At 62.5% G+C, this 19,731-nt stretch carries 14 protein-coding genes; 8 read left to right on the forward strand and 6 right to left on the reverse strand.

Annotated elements, in window-relative coordinates; genetic code table 11:
* The first annotated feature begins 32 nt into the window (after positions 1-32).
* The 4 genes from GRAN_RS03605 to GRAN_RS03620 all read left to right on the forward strand — a co-directional run bounded on the left by GRAN_RS03605 (position 33) and on the right by GRAN_RS03620 (position 4,731).
* The gene (locus tag GRAN_RS03605; RefSeq protein ID WP_128911620.1) at positions 33-668 is read left to right on the forward strand and encodes a class I SAM-dependent methyltransferase; all 636 of its coding nucleotides are present in this window, start codon (positions 33-35) and stop codon (positions 666-668) included.
* A gap of 68 nt (positions 669-736) precedes the next feature.
* Positions 737-2,839 carry a M1 family metallopeptidase gene (locus GRAN_RS03610; RefSeq protein WP_128911621.1) on the forward strand — a complete coding sequence of 701 codons (2,103 nt, stop codon included), beginning with the start codon at positions 737-739 and terminating at the stop codon, positions 2,837-2,839.
* Between the two features lie 91 nt (positions 2,840-2,930).
* Entirely contained in the window at positions 2,931-4,112 is a 1,182-nt protein-coding gene (locus GRAN_RS03615) for a hypothetical protein (RefSeq protein ID WP_128911622.1), read from the forward strand.
* A gap of 85 nt (positions 4,113-4,197) precedes the next feature.
* A complete protein-coding gene (locus GRAN_RS03620; protein WP_128911623.1) occupies positions 4,198-4,731 on the forward strand; it encodes a SixA phosphatase family protein in 534 nt (177 codons plus the stop codon).
* Here the strand turns inward: GRAN_RS03620 and GRAN_RS03625 are convergent.
* Complete coding sequence (locus GRAN_RS03625; protein WP_128911624.1) at positions 4,683-6,242, reverse strand: Ppx/GppA phosphatase family protein; 1,560 nt, start codon at positions 6,240-6,242, stop codon at positions 4,683-4,685. The genes GRAN_RS03620 and GRAN_RS03625 overlap by 49 nt on opposite strands.
* A gap of 139 nt (positions 6,243-6,381) precedes the next feature.
* Here GRAN_RS03625 and GRAN_RS03630 point away from each other — a divergent pair, with 139 nt between their 5' ends.
* On the forward strand, positions 6,382-8,340 hold the full coding sequence (locus GRAN_RS03630; protein ID WP_128911625.1) for an ArnT family glycosyltransferase: 1,959 nt from the start codon (positions 6,382-6,384) through the stop codon (positions 8,338-8,340).
* A gap of 202 nt (positions 8,341-8,542) precedes the next feature.
* A complete protein-coding gene (locus tag GRAN_RS03635) occupies positions 8,543-10,507 on the forward strand; it encodes an ArnT family glycosyltransferase (protein WP_241654321.1) in 1,965 nt (654 codons plus the stop codon).
* A 9-nt stretch (positions 10,508-10,516) separates the two neighbouring features.
* On the opposite strand, the gene GRAN_RS03640 is transcribed toward GRAN_RS03635, so the two are convergent.
* From GRAN_RS03640 to GRAN_RS03650, 3 genes are all read right to left on the reverse strand, one after another.
* Positions 10,517-11,731, reverse strand: coding sequence for a glycosyltransferase (locus GRAN_RS03640; RefSeq protein ID WP_128911626.1), 1,215 nt, complete (start codon positions 11,729-11,731; stop codon positions 10,517-10,519).
* Between the two features lie 174 nt (positions 11,732-11,905).
* On the reverse strand, positions 11,906-13,096 hold the full coding sequence (locus tag GRAN_RS03645) for a glycosyltransferase (RefSeq protein WP_128911627.1): 1,191 nt from the start codon (positions 13,094-13,096) through the stop codon (positions 11,906-11,908).
* 70 nt (positions 13,097-13,166) lie between these two features.
* Positions 13,167-13,598, reverse strand: coding sequence for a MerR family transcriptional regulator (locus GRAN_RS03650; RefSeq protein WP_128911628.1), 432 nt, complete (start codon positions 13,596-13,598; stop codon positions 13,167-13,169).
* 115 nt (positions 13,599-13,713) lie between these two features.
* On the opposite strand from GRAN_RS03650, the gene GRAN_RS03655 reads away from it, so the two are divergent.
* Both GRAN_RS03655 and GRAN_RS03660 read left to right on the forward strand, forming a co-directional pair.
* Complete coding sequence (locus GRAN_RS03655) at positions 13,714-14,763, forward strand: SDR family NAD(P)-dependent oxidoreductase (protein WP_128911629.1); 1,050 nt, start codon at positions 13,714-13,716, stop codon at positions 14,761-14,763.
* A 442-nt stretch (positions 14,764-15,205) separates the two neighbouring features.
* Positions 15,206-18,496, forward strand: coding sequence for a TonB-dependent receptor (locus tag GRAN_RS03660; RefSeq protein ID WP_161570825.1), 3,291 nt, complete (start codon positions 15,206-15,208; stop codon positions 18,494-18,496).
* Between the two features lie 164 nt (positions 18,497-18,660).
* Here the strand turns inward: GRAN_RS03660 and GRAN_RS03665 are convergent, their stop codons facing one another.
* Positions 18,661-18,843, reverse strand: coding sequence for a hypothetical protein (locus GRAN_RS03665; RefSeq protein WP_128911631.1), 183 nt, complete (start codon positions 18,841-18,843; stop codon positions 18,661-18,663).
* A 163-nt stretch (positions 18,844-19,006) separates the two neighbouring features.
* A complete protein-coding gene (locus tag GRAN_RS03670; RefSeq protein ID WP_161570826.1) occupies positions 19,007-19,534 on the reverse strand; it encodes a GNAT family N-acetyltransferase in 528 nt (175 codons plus the stop codon).
* Between the last annotated feature and the right edge of the window lie 197 nt (positions 19,535-19,731).

Consider the following 19,731-nt stretch of genomic DNA (forward strand, 5'->3'; position numbering starts at 1 on the left):
CACGCACCACCACCTATCATCGAAGACAAGCCGTGAGCGAGCCACCCAACTTCGACCGCATCGCCCGCCCCTACCGCTGGCTCGAATACTTCACGCTCGGCCCCGTCCTTCAGCAAACCCGTACTCACTTCCTAGCCCATCTCGACGACCGCCGTCAGGCCCTCATTCTTGGCGACGGCGACGGCCGCTTCACCGCTCAACTCCTCCTCCGCAACCCTCATATCGAAGCGGATGCCGTCGATACAAGCGCAACCATGCTCCATCTCCTCGCTCAGCGCGCCAATGCCCCTAAACGCCTTCGAACCCACCATGGGGACGCACTGACCTACGCACCCATCGTCCTGCCCGATCTCATCGTTACCCACTTCTTCCTCGACTGCCTCACCCAACCCGAACTTGACCGCCTCACCCACCGCCTAGCCCAAACTCTTGCGCCCGGAGGCCTCTGGCTGCTCTCAGACTTCCGCATCCCACCCGGTCCAATGAACCGTCCCGCACGGCTCTACATCGCATTCCTCTACAAAACCTTCAGTCTCCTCACCGGCCTGAGCACCGCCAGCCTGCCAGACCACACAACTGCCCTCACCCAGGCCGGCCTGGTTCGCGTTGCACACCACTACCGCCTCTTCGGCCTCCTCACCACGGAACTCTGGCGGAAGACCCAGTAGCATCGGTCTTGGTCTCTGTGGTTGTCATTCCCTACGAGAAAACTCTGTTCCGCCATACAATCACTCCCATGCCCCACCCCCTCCGCCTCGCCCTTCTAACTCTCGTGGCCGCCGTTCCCGCCTGCGCTCAATCTGTCTCCGCCACAAACTCTCCCAACGGAGCCCCGCTCTCCACCCGCGTCGTGGCCTACAACCTCGAGGCCAAGGTTGACCCCGCCCACCACGCCCTCGATGCTACCGAGAGCCTCACCTACAAGAACCTCACCGGCCAGCCTCTCACCACCTTCCCCTTCCATCTCTATCTCAACGCCTTCCGCCCCCAGTCGACCTTCACCACCGAAACCCACTTCGGCGGAGGCATCCGCGACAGCGACGCCGACAACACCTACGACGACAAGAAACTGGGCTCCATCGACGTCTCCCACATCGACGCGACCGGTTACGGCGACCTTACCCCCACCCTCCACTTCACGGCACCCGACGATGGCAATAGCCAGGACCACACCGTAGCCGAGATCACCCTCCCCAGGCCTCTTGCCCCGGGCGACTCCGTCACCTTCAACCTCACCTTCCACGACAAGTTCCCCCTATCGGTCGCTCGCAACGGCTATAAACGCGACTTCCTGATGGGAGGGCAGTGGTACCCCAAGCTCGGTGTCTTCTGGCATGGCGCGTGGAACTGCCACCAGTACCACGCCACCACTGAGTTCTTCTCCGACTTCGGCACCTTCAACGTCCACCTCACCATCCCACAGCGCTACGTCGTAGGCGCCAGCGGCATCCCCACCGGCGAGACCAGCAACCCCGACGACACCAAGACGCTCGGCTTCTACGCCGAAGACGTCGGCGACTTCGCCTTCGCCGCCAGCCCACACTTCAAAGTGACCGACGGAACCTTCCTCTCGTCCATGGGCCCCGTCAAGATCCACGTCCTGGCCCTGGCCGCCCACCCCCAGGCCGGCCCCCGCTACCTCAAGATCATGCAGGACACCATGGCCCAGTTCGACCACCGTTACGGGCCATTCCCCTACAAGATCATCACCGTCATCGACCCCGAACCCGACTCCGAGATCTTCGGCATGGAGTATCCCACCCTCATCACCGCCGGCACGTTCTGGTTTGAACCGACCAACGGCACCGAGAACGTCACCGAGCACGAGTTCGGCCACCAGTACTGGTACGGCATGGTCGCCACCAACGAGTTCGAGGACGCCTGGCTCGACGAGGGCATCAACTCCTACACCGAAGTCAAAGTCACCGGAGCCATCCTCGGCCGCCGCACGAACTTCATCAACTTCCCCTGGGCGAACCTCGCGGACGCCTCCCTCCAGCGCCTCCAGTACATGGGCGCCGTCGACCAGGATCCCGTCACCCGCCACGCCTGGCAGTTCAAGGACGCCAACTCCTACAGCGGCATCACCTACGGCAAGAGCGCCACGCTCCTCGCTACCCTCGAAGGCATCGTCGGAACAGACGTGATGGACGAAGCCATGCGCATATGGTTCATGCGCTATCGCTTCACCCACCCCACCACCGAGGACTTCCTCCACACGATCGAGGAGGTTGCCATCGCCCACGGCAAGGCCACCCCTCTCGCTTACACCCCGGCGACCGGGGGGAGTCTGGGTGCCCCACCTTCGACGACATCATCGTCTAAGGTGGGCGGAGGCGCCACAACGCCCGGCGCAAGTCTGATTCCAGGTTTTACCCCCACCCAGTTCACCTTCTCTGGAACCACCCTCCGTCCCTTCTTCAACCAGGCCGTCTACGGTACCGCCGTCCTCGACTACATGGTCGACAGCATCAATTCCGACCCCGTCCAGTGGTGGCTGCCCGAAGACCCCAAGGCAACCACGCAATATCTCGACACGGTCGTCGTCCGCCGCAAGGGTGACTTCATCCTCCCGGTCACCGTCGAGATCGTCTTCGAAGACGGCACCCGCCTCCGAGAGCAATGGGACGGCATCGATCGCTGGCACCGATTCGCCTACACGAAGAATACGAAGATCGTCTCCGCGGAGGTCGATCCCGACCACATTGTCCTCATGGACCGCGACTTCTTCAACAACAGCATCACGACCGCGGGCAACACAATCCCTGCCCGGAAACTAAGCACCCTGTGGAACATCTTCGAGCAGCTCTACGCTCAATTCTCCACCTGGATCGTCTAGCCGCTGTCGTTGCATTGCCCGTTTTGGTTGTCATTCCCGAAGGGAATCCGCATCCGCTGTTGCCCTAAGCCAGCCGCAAAAAAGGATCAAAATGCCCTCACGCTCGCCTCTCTTCCGTGGCCTCTGTCTCACCCTCCGCCACCCCCGACCATTCCTCTGGGCCTACGTCTTTAACGCAGCCATCATCTGGCTCGCGACCCTGAGCCTCCATCTTCAGTTCGCCGACATCACCCGCTACTCGCTCGGAGCCGAGCGCCTCATCTCCGGCTTCGACCTCGGCACCGTCCTCGAGGTCTCCCGCCGCATGAGCCTCGGGCCCCATGGCACCGTCGCCTCTTCCTTCGTCGGCATCCCCATCTACGTCCTCGTCTTCTTTCTCCTGGTCCCAGGAACCCTTCTCACCTACCAGACCAACTCGTCCATCCGTCTCTCCGGTCTCCTTCAGCAGGGGCTCCTCTCCTTCTGGAGCTTCGTCCGCATCACCTTCTTCACCGGCCTCATCGCAGGTCCCATCCTCGGCATCCTCGGATTCTTGCAGAGCGCCTACAGCAAGCAGATCGACAACATCATCACCGGCGCACCCTCCTTTGTCCTCGACATGACCGGAGCCCTCGTCGTCATGCTGGTCGCCGCCTTTCTCCGCCTCTACTTCGACCTCGTCGAGATCCATACCGTCGCCCAGTCTCAAACCCTGATGGCAAACGGTAAGCCCGACCGCCGCGTCCGCAAGACCCTCGGCCCCGCCCGCCGGACGCTTGGCCGCCGCACTCTCCCCACCTACCTCACCTTCCTGCTTCTCACCTTGCTCGGAGCCGTCGCGGTCTACCTCTGTACCTTCTCGGCCCTTCGCCACCTTGCACAGCCCCGTGTCTGGCCGACCTTCCTTCTCGGTCAACTCGGTCTGTTTCTTCTGCTCTTCACCCGCTTTTGGCAGCGTGCGGCCGAGACCGTTCACTATCAGAACGTGAACCCCATCATCCAGCGCGCTCCAATCTTCGCCCCACCCATCTCCCGAGCCAACCCCGTCCCCCCGCCGCCCCTCGAACCACAGATGACCCCAACGACCCACTACGCCTCCGCCATTCCGCTACCGGACCCTCTCCACGATCCCCTCTCGCCGGTCCTCCCCGGTCCCGATCCTGATCCCTTTCCCCAGCCTGATCCCGGTCTCGATCCCGTTCCCAATCCCGAACCCATTTCTCCCTCGCTCACTTCGCCCGATCCCGGCGTCTTCCACCATGACGTCCCCCCGAAGAAAGACTTGCTAAACTGAGTCTGGGTCGATTGTGAACAGACGATGAATAGCCGAAGCCAACGCGAAGACCCGCCGCGTGGCTGGAACAGATCGGAAATACGCAATGAACCTCTTTATCCTCCGCCACGCGAGCGCTGGAACCCGCCGCGTCAACCCTCTCCTGGACAAGAAACGTCCACTCGATAAGGAAGGCAAGCAGTACTGCCTGCAACTCGCCCAGGTCCTGCAGTCCGTGAAGATCCAGTTTGACGTCATCCTCTCGAGCCCGCTCAAGCGCGCCCTGCAGACGGCGCAACTTGTAGGCACCGAAAGCGGATACGACGCACCGGTCCTCCTCTCCGACGCGCTGGCCCCATCAGGCACTGTCGAAGGCTTCCACAAGCTCGTGCAGGAGATTCAAGTCCACGAAAACGTTCTGGTCGTCGGACACAGCCCGAACATCGAGGCTTTTCTCGCCTCCATGCTTGTCCCAAACAACTCCACGTCCGGCAGGTTCCGCCTGCGCAAGGGCTCGCTTGCCCGCATCAGCATGCAGCGCGGGAGCAACATCCTCACCTGGATGCTGGACCCACGCATCGTCCGCGCTCTCTACGCGACGTCGACGAAGAGTTCCCGCCGAAAGACCTCACGGAAATAAGCAGCTTCTTTCTTCAGCGACCAGGCCTCCAACTCCGCGCCCCCACGCACCGGAACAAGGTCCATCACCACCCGCTTCGGGTAGACGTGCGTCTTGACCTTCACAGCCGCCGTCGCCCGATCCTGGTTGAGCGCCATCGCCAACCGGAGAAGCACCACTGCCCGCACCACACGCGCATGCTCTTCGATCGGCAGTGTCCTCATCACTCGGTCCATCGGATCTGGCCGGCTCTTGCCGAGATACCGCGCGATCGCGCTCACGACCGATCTCTGCTCCGGCGAAAATCCGAAGATCTCGGAGTTCGCGATGATGTATTGGCTGTGCCGGTAGTGTCCCTGGTGATTCATGAACTTTCCGGCTTCCTGCATCATCGCCGCCGCCTCGAGCCAGAGCTTGTACTCCGGCGGAAGTTCATGCACCTTCGCCAACGAGTCGAAAAGCTGCCGCACATGCTGCCGGACGGGTTCCGCCTTGACCTCGTCGATCCCATACCGCCTGCACAGCTCGATCACCCCGGCCCAGCGTTCGCTTTCGATCCTCTGATGCACCGATCCCCGAAGATCTACCTCACCGAGCATCTGCGCCAGCATTCCATCTCGTAGGCCGAGCGGAGAGTATCGAAATCCCTTCAGCCCCATCCGCGTCAGGATCGTCGCGTACACCTCGGCTCCCCCGACGATGATCTCCGATCTTCTCGGCCCCACACCCGGCACCGCGGCCCTCTGCTCGTTGGTCATCTTCAAGAGTCTGTCCGCCAGCTTGCGCACGTTCGGCGTCAGCGCCTCCATCGGCTTCACCCGCACAAATGCCTTGGGCGCGACTTTTTTCGCCGGGGTCTTCACCTCGATTGCCGCACTCGCCTCCGCCAGCGCCGCCGCGGTTCCCGATGTTGCGATCACCAGGTCGACCTCCGGCTTACCCAGTTTCCGATCGGCCTTTCGGAGTTCCCGGTCGATGTACTGCCGCAGGCGTCCCGCATCTTCTTTCGTCGCGGGATCGTTCTGCAGAAATTCCTGCTGCAATCGCACCGCGCCAAGCGGAAGGCTCACCATCGCCTTCACCCGTCCGCCATCCGAGAACGTCACCTCGCAGCTTCCGCCCCCAAGGTCGATCAGAAGGCACTTCCCCTGCGCACCCTCCTCATGCGTCACCACCCCAAGGTGGATCAGGCGTCCTTCCTCCAGCCCTGAGATCACCTCGACGTTCCACCCCGTCGCCGACTTCACCCACTCCGTAAACGCCGCCGCGTTCCGCGCATCCCGCATCGCGCTCGTCGCAACGACGCGGACCTTATCCACCACGTGCACTTGCACGGCCTTGTGGAAGCGCTTCAGCGCCTTGATCGTCCCGGCCATTGATTCCGGCGAGATCACGCCCGTCTGGAAAACGCTTTCTCCAAGACGCGTCACTTCGCGATCTTCATGCAGCGTCTTCAGCTTGTGCTGGACCACGGACGCGATCTTCAAACGGCAGGAGTTCGACCCAATATCGATTGCAGCAAACGTCGGCATCCAGCCCAGCCTCCCTATACAGAATCCACTTTCACCATACATGCACCCTTCCGGCCCAAACGAACATCTTTCCACCGGGCGCCTCTCCGGCTTCCGGCTCACCAATCCGCTATCCTAAGGATTACGTCGTTCGCTTTCCATGAAACCATCTGAACCGTTCTCCATTCTGGCCCGCTCCTTCGCTGGCGGGCCCCGGCCACGCAACGCCGCGCTGATTCTCGGCAGCCTGTGGCTCCTCATCTTCTTCGCGGCCCTCTTCGCTCCGCCCCTGCTCGACGACGCCGATGCGACGCACGCCCAGGCCGCACGCGCCATGGCCACCACCGGAGACCTCGTCACCCTCCGAGTCGACGGCATCCGCTACCTCGAAAAAGCGCCCCTGCCGTACTGGCTGGTCGCCCTCTGCTTCCGCCTCTTCGGCTTCAACACCTTCGCGGTCCATCTCCCGCAGGTCCTCGCCGTGGCCCTCCTGGCGCTTCTCGGCCACCGCTGGGCCAACCAGGCCTTCGGAGCCCGCACCGCCTTCTATACAGCCATCTCTGTCCTCACCTCTGCTGGCGTCTTCCTCTTCACCCGCATCTTCATTCCCGAGATCACCCTCTCTCTGTTCCTCGCCGCCGCTCTCTTCGCGATGTTAAAGTCGCTTCAACCTAACCACGACCTCATCGCCGGGCCTGCGGACCCATCGCCGCAGGATCTCCCACGGGAAAGCCCCGCTGTAGCCTGGTACGCAGGGCCCTACTTCTACCCCTACGTCCTCTGGGCCTCGCTCGCTCTCGCTGTCCTCACCAAGGGCTTCGTCGCCCTGGTCTTCTTCTTCGGCACAGCCTTCTTCTATCTCCTGGTCACCGGCGACTACAAGCTCTGGCGCCGCCTCAAACCCTTCACCGGCGGACTCCTCTTCCTCGCGATCGCCGCCCCCTGGCACATCCTCGCCGGCCTCCGCAACACCGGCGGGATGAACGGCCATGGCTTCTTCTGGTTCTATTTCATCAACGAACACGTCCTCCGTTTCCTCGGACGCCGCATCCCCCGCGACTACAACAAACTCCCCGCATACCTCTTCTGGTCTCTCCACCTCGTCTGGCTCTTTCCCTGGAGCCTCTTCCTCCCTCTCACCGCCATCACCGCATGGCGCAAACGCCGCTCCAGTCTCCCGTCGGCGTTTTCCCCCGCAAGCAGCTTTGCCACCCGCACCGTCCTCCTTCTCGGAGTCTTCGCCGCCCTCATCCTGGTCTTCTTCTCGCTCTCAACCAACCAGGAGTACTACACCTTTCCCGCTTACCTTCCGATCCTCCTGCTCACCTGCGCTGCCATCACGCGCGCCGAGCAGACCTACTCGGTCGACTCCACCAGCCGCCGCTGGGTCCGTTTCGCCCACGCCGCCCTCACCCTACTCGGCGTATTGTTTGCCATCGCTCTTATCTACGGCCTCTGGACCTCGCGCCACGAAGCCTTCGTCCCCGACATTGGAGACCTGCTTGCCCATCGTGGCGTCGGGGACTACACCCTCTCGATGTCCCACCTCTTCGACCTCACCGGCCCATCCTTCGCGGCCTTGCGCCTCCCAGCCGCGCTCGCCGCCCTCGCCTTCGCCATCGGACCGACCATCGCCTGGATGCTCCGCATGCAGCGCCGCCACATCGCCGCAACCACGACCATCGCCTTTACCAGCGCTCTCTTCCTGATCGCTGCTCACATCGCCTTCGTCCGCTTCTCGCCCATGCTGTCGTCGAAGACATTCGCCGACAGGATTCAGCAGCTTGAAGACAATAGCCGCATCTCCCGCGATACGGAAATCCTTCTCTACGGCGACCAATCCTACGGCTCCTCGATTGCCTTCTACCTGGACCGTCAGGTCTCCCTGGTAGAAGGCCGTACCACCTCCATGCTCTTTGGCTCGACCTTCCCGGACGCCCCACGCATCTTCCTCACCAACGCCGATCTTCTCAGCAGCTGGGGGACCGGCGAGCGCAAGCTCCTCTTCGTGCCGCTCGAACGGCGGGACGACGTCGACCACCTCCTGGGTTCCCGGCAGATCATCGTCCAGGAGGCATCCGGGAAAGCCCTCATCACCGACCGCCCGCTCGACCGTTGACAAGCAACCGCCTCTGCAGTTGCCGTTGTCGTTGCATCTCTGGTTGTCATTCCCGAAGGGGATCTGCGTTTTCTGTTGTCGTTGCAGTTGCATTTTCAAGCCCGCCAGCAGGACAACCTGTCATGCTTAAGCGAAAGACAATTAAGTCAAAGCCCGTCCGTCCGCCCCTGAAACAAACACCCGCCCAAACGAAGAGAACCAATTGATCGAAGCAACGCCGAAGCTCGACGAAGCCCGCCTTCCGCTGCTATCGTCCACTCCTACAGTGAATGTCGCCCATCAGACACACGAGCTCCGGACAGTCTCCGCCCCCGCTCGCCTCTGGCAGCCCCGCTCCGTCGGCTACATTCTTCTCGCCTGGCTCATCCTCCAGGTAGGCTGCGTCTTCTCTCCGGGCCTGCTCGACGACGTTGACTCGATCTACATCCAGATCGCACGCGAGATGCTCGATCGACACGACTTTGTCACCCCCACGATCGACGGTATCCGTTTCTTCGACAAGCCCCCACTCATGTACTGGATGGCCGCCGGCTCGATGCGCCTCTTTGGCATACACGACTGGGCCGCCCGCATCCCACTTGTCCTCGGAACCCTCGCGCTCTTCCTAGCCGCGTACGCGCTGGGCATCCGCCTCTTCGCCGCCGTCTCTCCGAAAGAACATCCGGACCGCGGAGGCCTCTACGCCGCCCTGGCCCTTGCCACCAGCGTTGGCCCTTGGCTCTACACCCGCTTCTACATCCCGGACATCGTCGTCGCCCTCTGGATGACACTCGCCGTCCACCTCACCCTCATCGCGGTCGAGCGTATCCGTAACCAGCAGTCCGCCCTGATCCCCTGCCTCGCCTTCGCCGCAGTCCTCGCCGCGAACGTCCTCACCAAGGGCCTCATCGGCCTCGTCTTTCCCCTTGGCTTCGTCATTTTGTATCTCGCCTTCACCCGCCAACTCCGCCTCCTTACAAAACTCCATCTCGCTGCCGGCACCGCTCTGTTCCTGGTGATCGCTGCCCCGTGGCACATCCTGGCTGCTATCCGAAACCCCGCCATCCCGATGCCCGCAGGCATGGAACTCCCAGCCAAAGCCGGATGGGCCTGGTTTTACCTCTACAACGAACACGTCGCCCGCTTCCTCTCGAAGCGCGTTCCCCACGACTACGGCCTCACCCCCATCTGGCTCTTCTGGCTCTACCTCGCCATCTGGGTCATGCCCTTCACCGCCTTCCTTCCCGGCGCGGTCGCTTGCCACATCCGCAAGCTAACCCAGCGCTCCACGCCCCGCGAGCGCGAAGCGGCGCTCTCTCTTCTGCTCTGGTCCGCGCTCATCCTAGGCTTCTTCACCATCTCCAACCGGCAGGAGTACTACTCGCTCCCCGCGCTTCCGGCCCTCGCCCTCATGGCCGGCGGCCTCCTCGCTCGGGCGGAAAGCCCTGCCGCCGACGAAGAAGGCAGGAAGGCCCGCCGCAGCGTCCGCAACTGGACCCTCCGCTTCCTCTTCCCCCTCACCACCGCCGTCGCCGTCATCTGCGCCTTCTTCGCGATCACCGCCCCCAAACCCCCACCCGGTGCCGACCTCTCCACCCTCCTCGCCAACAACCCCGCACTCTACAACCTCTCCCTCGGCCACCTCTTCGACCTCACCGGCGACGCCATGGGCCTCTTCCGCGCCCCCCTCGTCGCCGTCACCATCGGCATGCTCGCCATCGGCATCGGAAGCGCCCGCCTCCGGCATCTCCGTCGTCCGCACGCCGCGACCATGGCAATCGCCATCGGCATGACCTTCACCCTCCTCGCCGCCCACGAGGGGCTTATCCGCTTCAACTCCATCCTCGGCTCAAAGGACCTCGCCGTCGCGATCAACCGCGTCCGCCGCCCCGGCGACCTGATCCTCCTCGACGGCGAGCTCACCTCCGGCTCGACCCTGATCTTCTACACCGGCCAGCCCCTTCACCTCGTCAACGGGCACATCAACGGCCCATGGTTCGGCTCCTTCTGGCCCGACGCTCCCCACATCTTCGAGACCGACGACTCGCTCCACGCCCTCTGGGCCAGCCCCCGGCGTCTCTTCCTTCTCACCTATTCGCGGACCCGCGCACAGGATCTGGCCCGCTTCGGCAGGGTGCGCATCCTCGCCTCCGCCGGCGGCAAGACCATCCTGACCAACCAGCCTTAGGAACCGCCCTCAGGCGTGCGGAGCCTCCACCTGCTCAATCGTCGCTCCTGACGTCGTGGCGCGGCGGTGAAAGCGCCCATCCTCCTCGAGCTGGTACGTCCCGCCGTGATAGGACAGCGTGCTCCCCCAATAGCTCGCCGCCCACAGGATGCCTCCCATCAGGTCCCGCACCGGGTACAACACCGCCTCCGCCATGACCCGCGTACCACCCAAAGCCCGCAGAACCGCGACAGCCATCACCCACCGGCTCAAACAGAGGCCAGCCAGCCAAAGCACCCCCAACTCCCAGTGCCCCGCCAGCAATCCCCACAGGAGACCCATCACCCCATACGGCACCGCGAACGTCAGCCCCGTACCCAAATGCCCCTTCGGGCGCGACCGTCGCGTACTCTTGAGCCACCGCACCTGGTTACGAAAGCTCGCGCCAAAGCCTGTCGGAGGCACCGTCAGCCCGATCACGTGGCTCGAGAGCCCCACCCGGTCCCCGCGATCCGCCAGCCGGTTCCCAAGCACGAAGTCTTCCGCCCAGAACTGCCCAAGCTGCTCGTGCCCGCCCGCACGCTCGAACGCCTCTTTGCGCAGCACCATGGTCACGCCGAGCGCAAACCGCGTGCCCTCGAGCATGTCCGCCACCAGCACGCCACCCGTCATCTCGACGCTCTTACCCAGCGCATCCAGCTTTGCGGCCACACCGCCCTGCGTTGTCCCGATGTAGAGGCAGCTCTCAAGTGCTGTGCCATCCATCAGGCCCTTCACACACTCCCGCAGCGAGTTCCGTTCCACCCGCGCATCGGCATCGCTCGTCACCAGCGTCTCGAACCGGGCTGCCCTCGCAAGTGCTGCCAGCGACCACATCTTCGCGTTCGGAAACTCCGGCTCGCCGCACGTGATAAACCGCGCCCCCACCCCTGGATACCGATCGGCCACACGACGCGCCAACCGCAACCCTTCATCCGTCTCGTGTCGTGCGCAGAATAGAAGCTCGAACGCCGCCGGATAGTCCTGCTCGAAATACCGTACGAGATTCTCCTCCAGCCCAGCCTCGTTCCCATGCAGGGGCTTGAGGACGCTGAGCGGCGGAAATGCCTGAGCAGCCAGCGCCTCTTCCCGGCGTCGGCGCAGGCCGAACCGGACGGTAGCGACCAGCACCATGCCGCAATAAACCGTCGAAGTGATGCTCCCACCAGCGGCAATGCCGAACAATATCCGAAGCGCGAGACTCATCAAAAACCCTGGCGAACTTTCCAACTCGGCAACGCCATCCGGGCGCCTCGGAAACACTTGTGCCGATGCGACACACTAGCTTGATGCGGACCAACCCGAAAGGAGACCAGTTTAAAAGATGCCGCTGGCTTCCACATCCCTCTCTTAGGGGGTCCAGACACGTCCCAATCCACGCTACTTCGACGCCTCGACCCTGCCGCCCTGCTGGAACGTGTAGGTTCCGCCCCGGTAGTAGAAACGATCGCCCGCGAAGCTTGCCGTCCACAGCGCAGCCCCAAGCAGGTCTCGCAATGGGTAGATCACCATCCCGCGCCTCCAGTCCAGATCTCCCAGCACTCGCAGGATTGCTCCCGCCTGCAGCCACCGATTCAAGACCATTGCCGCCAGCCAAAGCAGCCCAATCCCCACATGACCACTCAGGCCCCCCCAAAGCAATCCAAGTAGCCCGAACGGCATGGCAAACGTCAGGCCTGACCCAAGATGCCCCCAGGGCCGCGACCGCCTCGTGCTCTGCATCCACCGCAACTGGTTCCGGAACGATATCCAGAACGGCGAATCCTGCACCATCAGACGAATGACATGCGTCGCCAGAAGGACCCCTGTTCCCTGCGCGGCCAGCCTGTTCCCGAGCACAAAATCATCCGCATAAAACTGCCCCAGCTCGGCAAACCCGCCGACATCCTGGAACGACTTCCGCCGCACCGCCATCGTCGCCCCAAGCGCGAACTTCGTGCCCTCGATCATGTCCGCCACCAGCACACCCGAGGTCATCTCGACACTCTTGCCCACGGCATCCAGCCTCGAGGAAAGTCCCGCCGCATTTCCCTTATCGAGCGACCCAAGGTACACGCACGAAGCCAGCCCCACATGCGGATCCTTCAAGTTCTGCACCATCTTTCGCAGATAGTCCGGCCCCACCCGGACATCCGCATCGCTCGTGATAAACAGATCGTGCTTCGCCACCGAGTTCAGCCTCTCGAGCGAGTAAACCTTCGCGTTATGGAACTTGGGAATCGGCTCACCAGATGTGACATACCGCGCCTCGACATGCGGATACCGTTCCCCCACCGTCCGCGCGAGCCGCAGCCCCGGATCCATCTCCTGCCGCGCGCAGAATAAAAGCTCGAACGGCGCCGGATAGTCCTGCTCGAAGAACGTTTCGAGGTTTCGCTCCATCCCCTGTTCCGTCCCATGCAGCGGCTTGAGTACGCTCACCGCGGGCAGAAACGGAGTTCCATCCCGCTCCTCGCGCCTCTTCCGCAGACCGAACCGAAGCGCAGCCGCCAGCACCATCCCGCAGTAGATCGTCGAAGTCACCGAACCGCACAACGCGGCATAGAACAGAACATGAAGCAAAAGACGCATTCGTACCTTCAGGGAGACGCCGGACGGGCCGCCGGAACGTGCTGGCCGCTCACCCCATTCACCCTCAAGTCTACAACCCGGCTGTCTTCGTCTTCCTCGAAGCCCGGACCGTCTTGGCCGTCTCCTTCGCCTCCGGAACCACCACCGGCCTACGCAGCGGCACCAACCCCGCCGTCGGCTGCGGTTGCATCCGCGCCAGCATCTCGGTCCGCACATAGTCGACGAACCCCTGCATCTGCCGGTTCATCTCCTCCATCCGCTCCCGCATCTGCAGCACGATCGCGATCCCCGCGATATTCACCCCGAGGTCCCGCGCCAGGTTCAGGATGAACTCCAGCCTCTCAAGGTCTTCGTCCGTGTAGAGCCGTGTGTTCCCATCCGACCGCGACGGCCGCAACAGGCCCTCTCGCTCATACAGCCTCAGCGTCTGCGGATGAATCTCGTACATCTCCGCCACCGACGAGATCATGTACGCGCCTTTACCCTTACGCTTCGTTGCCATCGCCCCTCTTCCGCCCTATGCTATCGTCCCACCCGATCCTCGACAACATGGAACCCAAGCATACCCCGCGCGCCACAACCCATCGCCAACACTACGGGAAAGCATCTCAATCCCCATGAAGAAGTCGCAGGGAATCGTACTCGCCCAGATCATCACTGCCGTCACGGCCGCCGCGGCAGCCTACGCGCTCCGCACCCGTGCCCCACGCCTGCGTCAGGTCGTCCTCATCACCGGGGGCTCCCGCGGGCTTGGACTCGCTATCGCCGAACGCTTCGCCCGCGATGGAGCTCAACTCGTCCTCGCCGCCCGCAACGGGGAGGAGCTGGAACGTGCTCGCGACCTCCTGTTCGAGCGCGAGGCTATCCAATCTCCGAACGATGTCCTCCTCATCCCAACCGACCTCAGCGACGAGTCCCAGGCCGCATCCCTGATCGCCGGCGCTCTTGCCCACTTCGGCCGCATCGACGTGCTCATCAACAACGCCGGCATCATCCAGGTCGGCCCCGTCGAAGACCAGCCCATCGACGCCTACCACCGCGCCATGCAGATCAACTTCTTCGCCGCCCTCGCCACCATCCACGCCGCCCTGCCCTCCATGCTCTCCCGATACCGCGACCATGGTCAGCGCAGCGCCATCGTCAACATCGCGAGCATCGGCGGCAAGTTCGCCATGCCGCACCTTCTCCCCTACGTCGCCAGCAAATTCGCCCTCGTCGGCCTCTCCGAGGGCCTACATGCGGAACTACGCCATAAGGGCATCCGCGTCACCACCGTCTGCCCCGGCCTTATGCGCACCGGCTCTCACGTCCAGGCTGAATTCACCGGAGATCACGCGAAAGAGTACCGTTGGTTCGCCCTCGGGGCGACCACACCCCTCATTGCCGCGACGACCGCGCACGCCGCGGAACGCATCTTTCAGGCCGTCCGCACCGGCCGCGCCGAGATCACCATCACCCCTCAAGCCTGGCTCGCCGCCCGAGTCGTCGGCCTCGCACCCGCCGCCACTCAGTTCATAGCCTCCCTCGTCAACGAATATGTCTTGCCAGCACCCACATCCAGGGAAGAAGGCCGAACCCCCGTTCCCGGATTGGCAGTCAAGCAGCCGCGCGTCCCATTCTTTCCAGCCCGGAGTTCCCGGCTCCGGACCGGGCACAATCAGTCCTGAAGCACCTGCGGCCACTGAAACCCGTACGTTTGCACCTCGAACGATCAAAAACGGACCACTCCACGGCCCCTCGCCCTGCGCGCCGGCGGCCTCCCACACCCGAATTACACGTAAATGCCGCGTTAAGAGACAGATACAACCGCAATAATTTCCTGTTGAATTCCCCAAACTTCTGGTCTATTGTTCACCCATAAGCCATATGTCCGTTTAGATCGCAAACGATCAAAAATATGACGTACATACATCTCTATGGATCGCTGCTTGTGAAAAGGCCAGAGATGGCCTCCTTTTCGCATCTTCGCTTCTGGCATGGTGTGGAAGCTATTTGCTCCCTGCACGCAACCCTTGTCACACCTTCTCCAGAGAGCCTGCACAGACGGGCAATCAATCCGGAAGCAAAGTGATCTTCATTCCAACCAATGTTTTAGGAGGCAGTATGCGAGTGCAACGTTTCTTATCGACGTGCCTGTTCGCCCTGTGTATCCATCTTCTTCTGCTGATGCCAGCATGGAGCCAGACGATCACAGGAACCATCACAGGCTCTGTCACGGACCCCACCGGGGCCGCTGTCGCTCACGCCAAGGTCACCGCGCAGAATATCGCCACCGGCGTCAACACCAACACGGAAACGAACCCCAGCGGCATCTATAACCTCCGCTTCCTCCAGATCGGCCGTTACAAGATCACCGTCGAATCCACCGGCTTCAACAAGCAGTCCACCAGCGACTTCGCCCTCGAGGTCTCGCAGGAAGCCCGCGTCGACGTCAAGCTCTCTCTCGGTTCCGACACCCAGACCGTCACCGTCACCGAGACCGCGCCAATCCTGAACGCCGAGAACCCCGAAACCGGTGACACCATCACCGCCGCCCAGGCCACCGAGCTTCCCCTCCAGGCGCGTAACTTCTCCTCCCTGACGACCCTCGTCGCTGGTGCCGTCACCCCCAATCCGCAGGCTCAGAACAACGTCGGCCGCAGCGGCTACAACGGCGGCTTCTTCGTCAACGGCAACCGTGAGCAGTCCAACAACTACACCCTCGACGGCGCCGACATCAACGAAGCAATCGACAATTACATCGGCTACAGCCCCAACGTCGACGCCATCGGTGAGCTCCGCATCATCACCGGCAACGCTACCGCCGAGTACGGCAATGCCAACGGCGGCCAGGTCGTCATGGTCACCAAGAGCGGTACCAACCAGTTCCACGGAAACGCCTTCTGGTTCCTCGAGAACACCAACCTCAACGCCGATAGCTGGTCCAACAAGCACACCGCCGACCCCACCGCCATCGGTGCCACCCCCGCCCTTGACCGCAGCACCTTCGGCGGAACCATCGGCGGACCCATCTTCAAGGATCGCCTCTTCTTCTTCGGCGACTACCAGGGAGCCCGTCAGCACACCAGCTCCGTGGAGTTCCGCTCTGTAGCCACAGCCGCCATGCGCGCTGGCTTCGCCCCCACCCTCGGCACCACCGTTGCCATCACCAACCCCGCCGCGGTCTATCTCTTCGCGCACCCTGAACTCTATCCCCTTCCGAACGTCACCAGCACCAACGCCAACGGCATCGTCAGCAACTACCGCGGCTTCACCGGCCAGACCGTCCGCAACGATCAGGGCGACATCAAGGTCGACGGCAAGCTCACCGCCAGCGACAACGTCTCCGGACGCTTCTCCATCGGCCGCGAGTCCAGCGGTTACAGCAAAGTCTCCCTGCCCACCGACACCCCAGCCAACAACACCGATCCCTACACCGGCTTCGTCGTCAACTGGACCCACGTCTTCTCCTCCAACATCGTCAACGAGGCTCGCGCAGGTTTCGGACGCACCCGCTACACCAACGTCGCCTCCGACATCGCCGGCCAGCTCGGCCTCACCGGCAACGCCAAGCTCGGCATCCCCGGAACCCAGGTCTCTCCCGGTATCTCCACCCTTGATGCCTCCACCTCCAGCGTCGACGCCATCGGCGGCGGCTCCGGCGGCGGAAACGGCGTCCAGTCCGACTCCATCGTCAACGCCTTCGTCTACGGCGACAACCTGAGCTGGCAGCTCGCCAAGCACACCATCAAGCTCGGCGGCCAGGCCATCCGCTACCAGGCCAACCGCAACTACTCCGGAAACGACGGCGCACGCGGCTTCTTCAGCTTCAATGGCAATGCGACCGGCGATGCCTGGGCCGACTTCCTCACTGACCAGGCCTCCTCCTACGGCCAGGGTTCCTACACCGACGAGTGGGGCCAGCGTCAGTGGCGCGACGCCCTCTTCTTCCAGGACGACTGGAAGGTCACCCCGAACCTCACCATCAACCTCGGCCTGCGCTGGGAGTGGGATCAGCCCCTCTACGAAGTCAACAACAAGCAGACCAACATCAACCTGACCACCGGAGCCATCCAGTACGCCGGCCTCAACGGCAACAGCCGCGCCCTGTACAACGACTTCTGGAATGGCTACATGCCCCGCCTTGGCTTCGCCTTCAGCCCCTCTGAGCTCAAAGGCAAGTTCGTCATTCGCGGTGGATACGGCATCACCAACTTCCTCGAAGGCACCGGCGCGAACCTTCGCCTGCCCCTCAACCCGCCCTTCTTCACCGACGCCTCCGGCAACCACGTCGATGGCCAGCCCTACTTCCAGGACAGCAACGGCTTCCCCCTGCCCACCGACGTCGCCACCTTCTCGGGCAATGTCCGCGCCTGGGATCCGAAGCTGAAGCCCGCCCTGATCCAGCAGTTCAACCTCACCACCGAGACCGAGCTCAACAACAGCACCTCGCTCGTCATCGCTTACCTCGGCCAGACCGGCGACCACCTCGTCGATCCGCGCGAAGGCAACCAGAAACAGTGCCCCACCTGCATCTCACCGGTGTCCTCGCTTCCGGGCCTCTCGCTCGTCTCGCAGGTCTCGCTCACCGAGTCCAAGTCCAACATGAACTACAACTCGCTCCAGATCACCGGCCGTCATCGCGCCAGCCATGGTCTTGAGTTCCTCACCAACTACACCTGGAGCAAGTCCCTCACCAACAACCTCGGCTACTACGGCGCGGGCGGCGGTGCTTCAGCTTCGCAGAGCGCCTACTGGCAGGATTCCTACAACGGCGGATCAGACTACGGCCCGGCGTTCTTCGATACCCCGCAGATCTTCTCCTTCTCCGGCTACTATGACCTTCCCGTCGGCCGGGGACGGATGTTCGGCGGCAACATGAACCGCGCGCTCGATGCGGCAGTCGGCGGATGGAAGGTCGGTGCCATCGCCAGCCTCCACTCCGGCATGCCTATCACCATCGCCTCGAACTCGCACTATCTCGTCAACCAGCGCACCGACCGCGGCAATCACTACAGCAAGCTCATCGTGACCAACCGCTCCGTCGACAACTGGTTCGGAACCGGGTCCACCATCAACGTCCCCCAGGTCGTCGACGGTGCCACCATCAACGGATGCCAGACCCAAAACGCCCAGGCTCTTGGCTGCGCTTACGGACCGGAGACCACCGCGTCTCTCGGAACCGCACGCGTCGGCTCCGAGCGCGCTCCGTCCTACAAGGATCTGGATGCGACGCTCAGCAAGGCCTTCACGATCGTCGGAGAGAAGCAGCTCGCCTTCCGCGCCGACTTCTTCAACGTCCTCAACACCACCAGCCTCGCACCGCCCAGCAACAACATCGAGTCCGGCAACTTCGGACAGATCACCGGAACGGTCTCCACCGAACGTCAGATCCAGCTGGCTCTGAAGTTCACCTTCTAACGCACCGCAACCGAAGCAAAGAAGGGCTGCCTGAACACTCAGGCAGCCCTTCTTCTTTGTCATTGCTTCGTCTCCACCATCACCCCGAAGAGAACACGAAGGGACACAGGATTCCGCCTGGACGACCCAAAGCCGCCGGCGTCACACCCTCTGGTTACACTCGCCTATTCTTCCGTTGCGGGAGTCCCATCCGGCAGGTGACCAGCGTGCAGGGATACCGTCTGCATCTCATCGCCAACGATCGTGGCGATGAGCACGCAATCCCTTCCATGCTGTGCGTTCTCAGCTTTGAAGTGCCAGGGTATGACATAAGCTTGAGCTTGTTCGGCGTGTGTAGGCTGATCCATCGAATCCTCCGGAAACACTGTCAAAGTCCTGACTCGACAATGCCCCAGATCCACCGCGCGATCAATACAGCTTGAGTGTCAACGGAATAACACCACCGTCTCATGCAAGCATGGAACAGCTCAGTAAGCTGTGGTCTGAGACCTTTGTCGGAAGCAGAGAAAGCTACGGCTCAAGCGTCAGCCTGTAATGCGGATGCATAATGCCGTGGGCTCCCCAGGGTTCTTCATGCGTGAAGATAAAGCCAAGACGCAGTAGAAGTGCTTTCGAGGCCAGGTTCTGGGGTCCGTGCCCCGCAACAAACGTCCTGGTTGCCAGAGTCTCGCACGCATAGCCCATGACAGCTCGTGCCGCTTCCTCCCCAAGGCGCGCACTCCAGAACCTGCGGGCAATATGGACGCCGAATTCCAGCACGCCCTCCTCATCATGGAAGGGACGTAATCCGGAACATCCTGCAAACTCGCCGGTATCTCGAAGAAAGATTGGCCAGTACTGAAATCCAAGATGTTCCTGTCGAGCCATCTCGGAAGCGAGTCGACTTCGGGTGCCGTCCTCTGTGTAGGGTCCGCCCATATGGCGCATCACTTCGGCATCCTGCCAAATCAGCGCTGCCCGAGCCTCGTCCTCTCGAGTCCAGTGCCGAAAGCCCAGCCGTGGTGAGGTCAGGAAATAAGACACCTGCGATTCCTCCATTCGCCCCTCATCGAGGGGCCTCGGCACAACGATAGTCGAGACCTCGCGCGGCCTTCGCGACGCTCTTGCTAGTCCCAATCTGGCAATCAGACGAGGCCCCGGGTCCATAAGCAGCAAGGAATGTCTCGAGCCGGTGCGACACAAAGAGAATTCTTGCCCAAGATCCAAAGAGCGGAGCATAATTCTGCCAACTTAGG

Source organism: Granulicella sibirica (assembly GCF_004115155.1).
Classification (GTDB): Bacteria; Acidobacteriota; Terriglobia; order Terriglobales; family Acidobacteriaceae; genus Edaphobacter; species Edaphobacter sibiricus.

What these genes read in the sequence shown, in the direction of transcription:
- GRAN_RS03610 (WP_128911621.1), top strand. Translation starts at nt 737, where the DNA reads ATGCCCCACCCCCTCCGCCTCGCCCTTCTAACTCTCGTGGCCGCCGTT.
- GRAN_RS03615 (WP_128911622.1), top strand. Translation starts at nt 2,931, where the DNA reads ATGCCCTCACGCTCGCCTCTCTTCCGTGGCCTCTGTCTCACCCTCCGC.
- GRAN_RS03620 (WP_128911623.1), top strand. Translation starts at nt 4,198, where the DNA reads ATGAACCTCTTTATCCTCCGCCACGCGAGCGCTGGAACCCGCCGCGTC.
- GRAN_RS03625 (WP_128911624.1), bottom strand. Translation starts at nt 6,242, where the DNA reads ATGCCGACGTTTGCTGCAATCGATATTGGGTCGAACTCCTGCCGTTTG.
- GRAN_RS03630 (WP_128911625.1), top strand. Translation starts at nt 6,382, where the DNA reads ATGAAACCATCTGAACCGTTCTCCATTCTGGCCCGCTCCTTCGCTGGC.
- GRAN_RS03640 (WP_128911626.1), bottom strand. Translation starts at nt 11,731, where the DNA reads ATGAGTCTCGCGCTTCGGATATTGTTCGGCATTGCCGCTGGTGGGAGC.
- GRAN_RS03645 (WP_128911627.1), bottom strand. Translation starts at nt 13,096, where the DNA reads ATGCGTCTTTTGCTTCATGTTCTGTTCTATGCCGCGTTGTGCGGTTCG.
- GRAN_RS03650 (WP_128911628.1), bottom strand. Translation starts at nt 13,598, where the DNA reads ATGGCAACGAAGCGTAAGGGTAAAGGCGCGTACATGATCTCGTCGGTG.
- GRAN_RS03655 (WP_128911629.1), top strand. Translation starts at nt 13,714, where the DNA reads ATGAAGAAGTCGCAGGGAATCGTACTCGCCCAGATCATCACTGCCGTC.
- GRAN_RS03665 (WP_128911631.1), bottom strand. Translation starts at nt 18,843, where the DNA reads ATGGATCAGCCTACACACGCCGAACAAGCTCAAGCTTATGTCATACCC.
- GRAN_RS03670 (WP_161570826.1), bottom strand. Translation starts at nt 19,534, where the DNA reads ATGGAGGAATCGCAGGTGTCTTATTTCCTGACCTCACCACGGCTGGGC.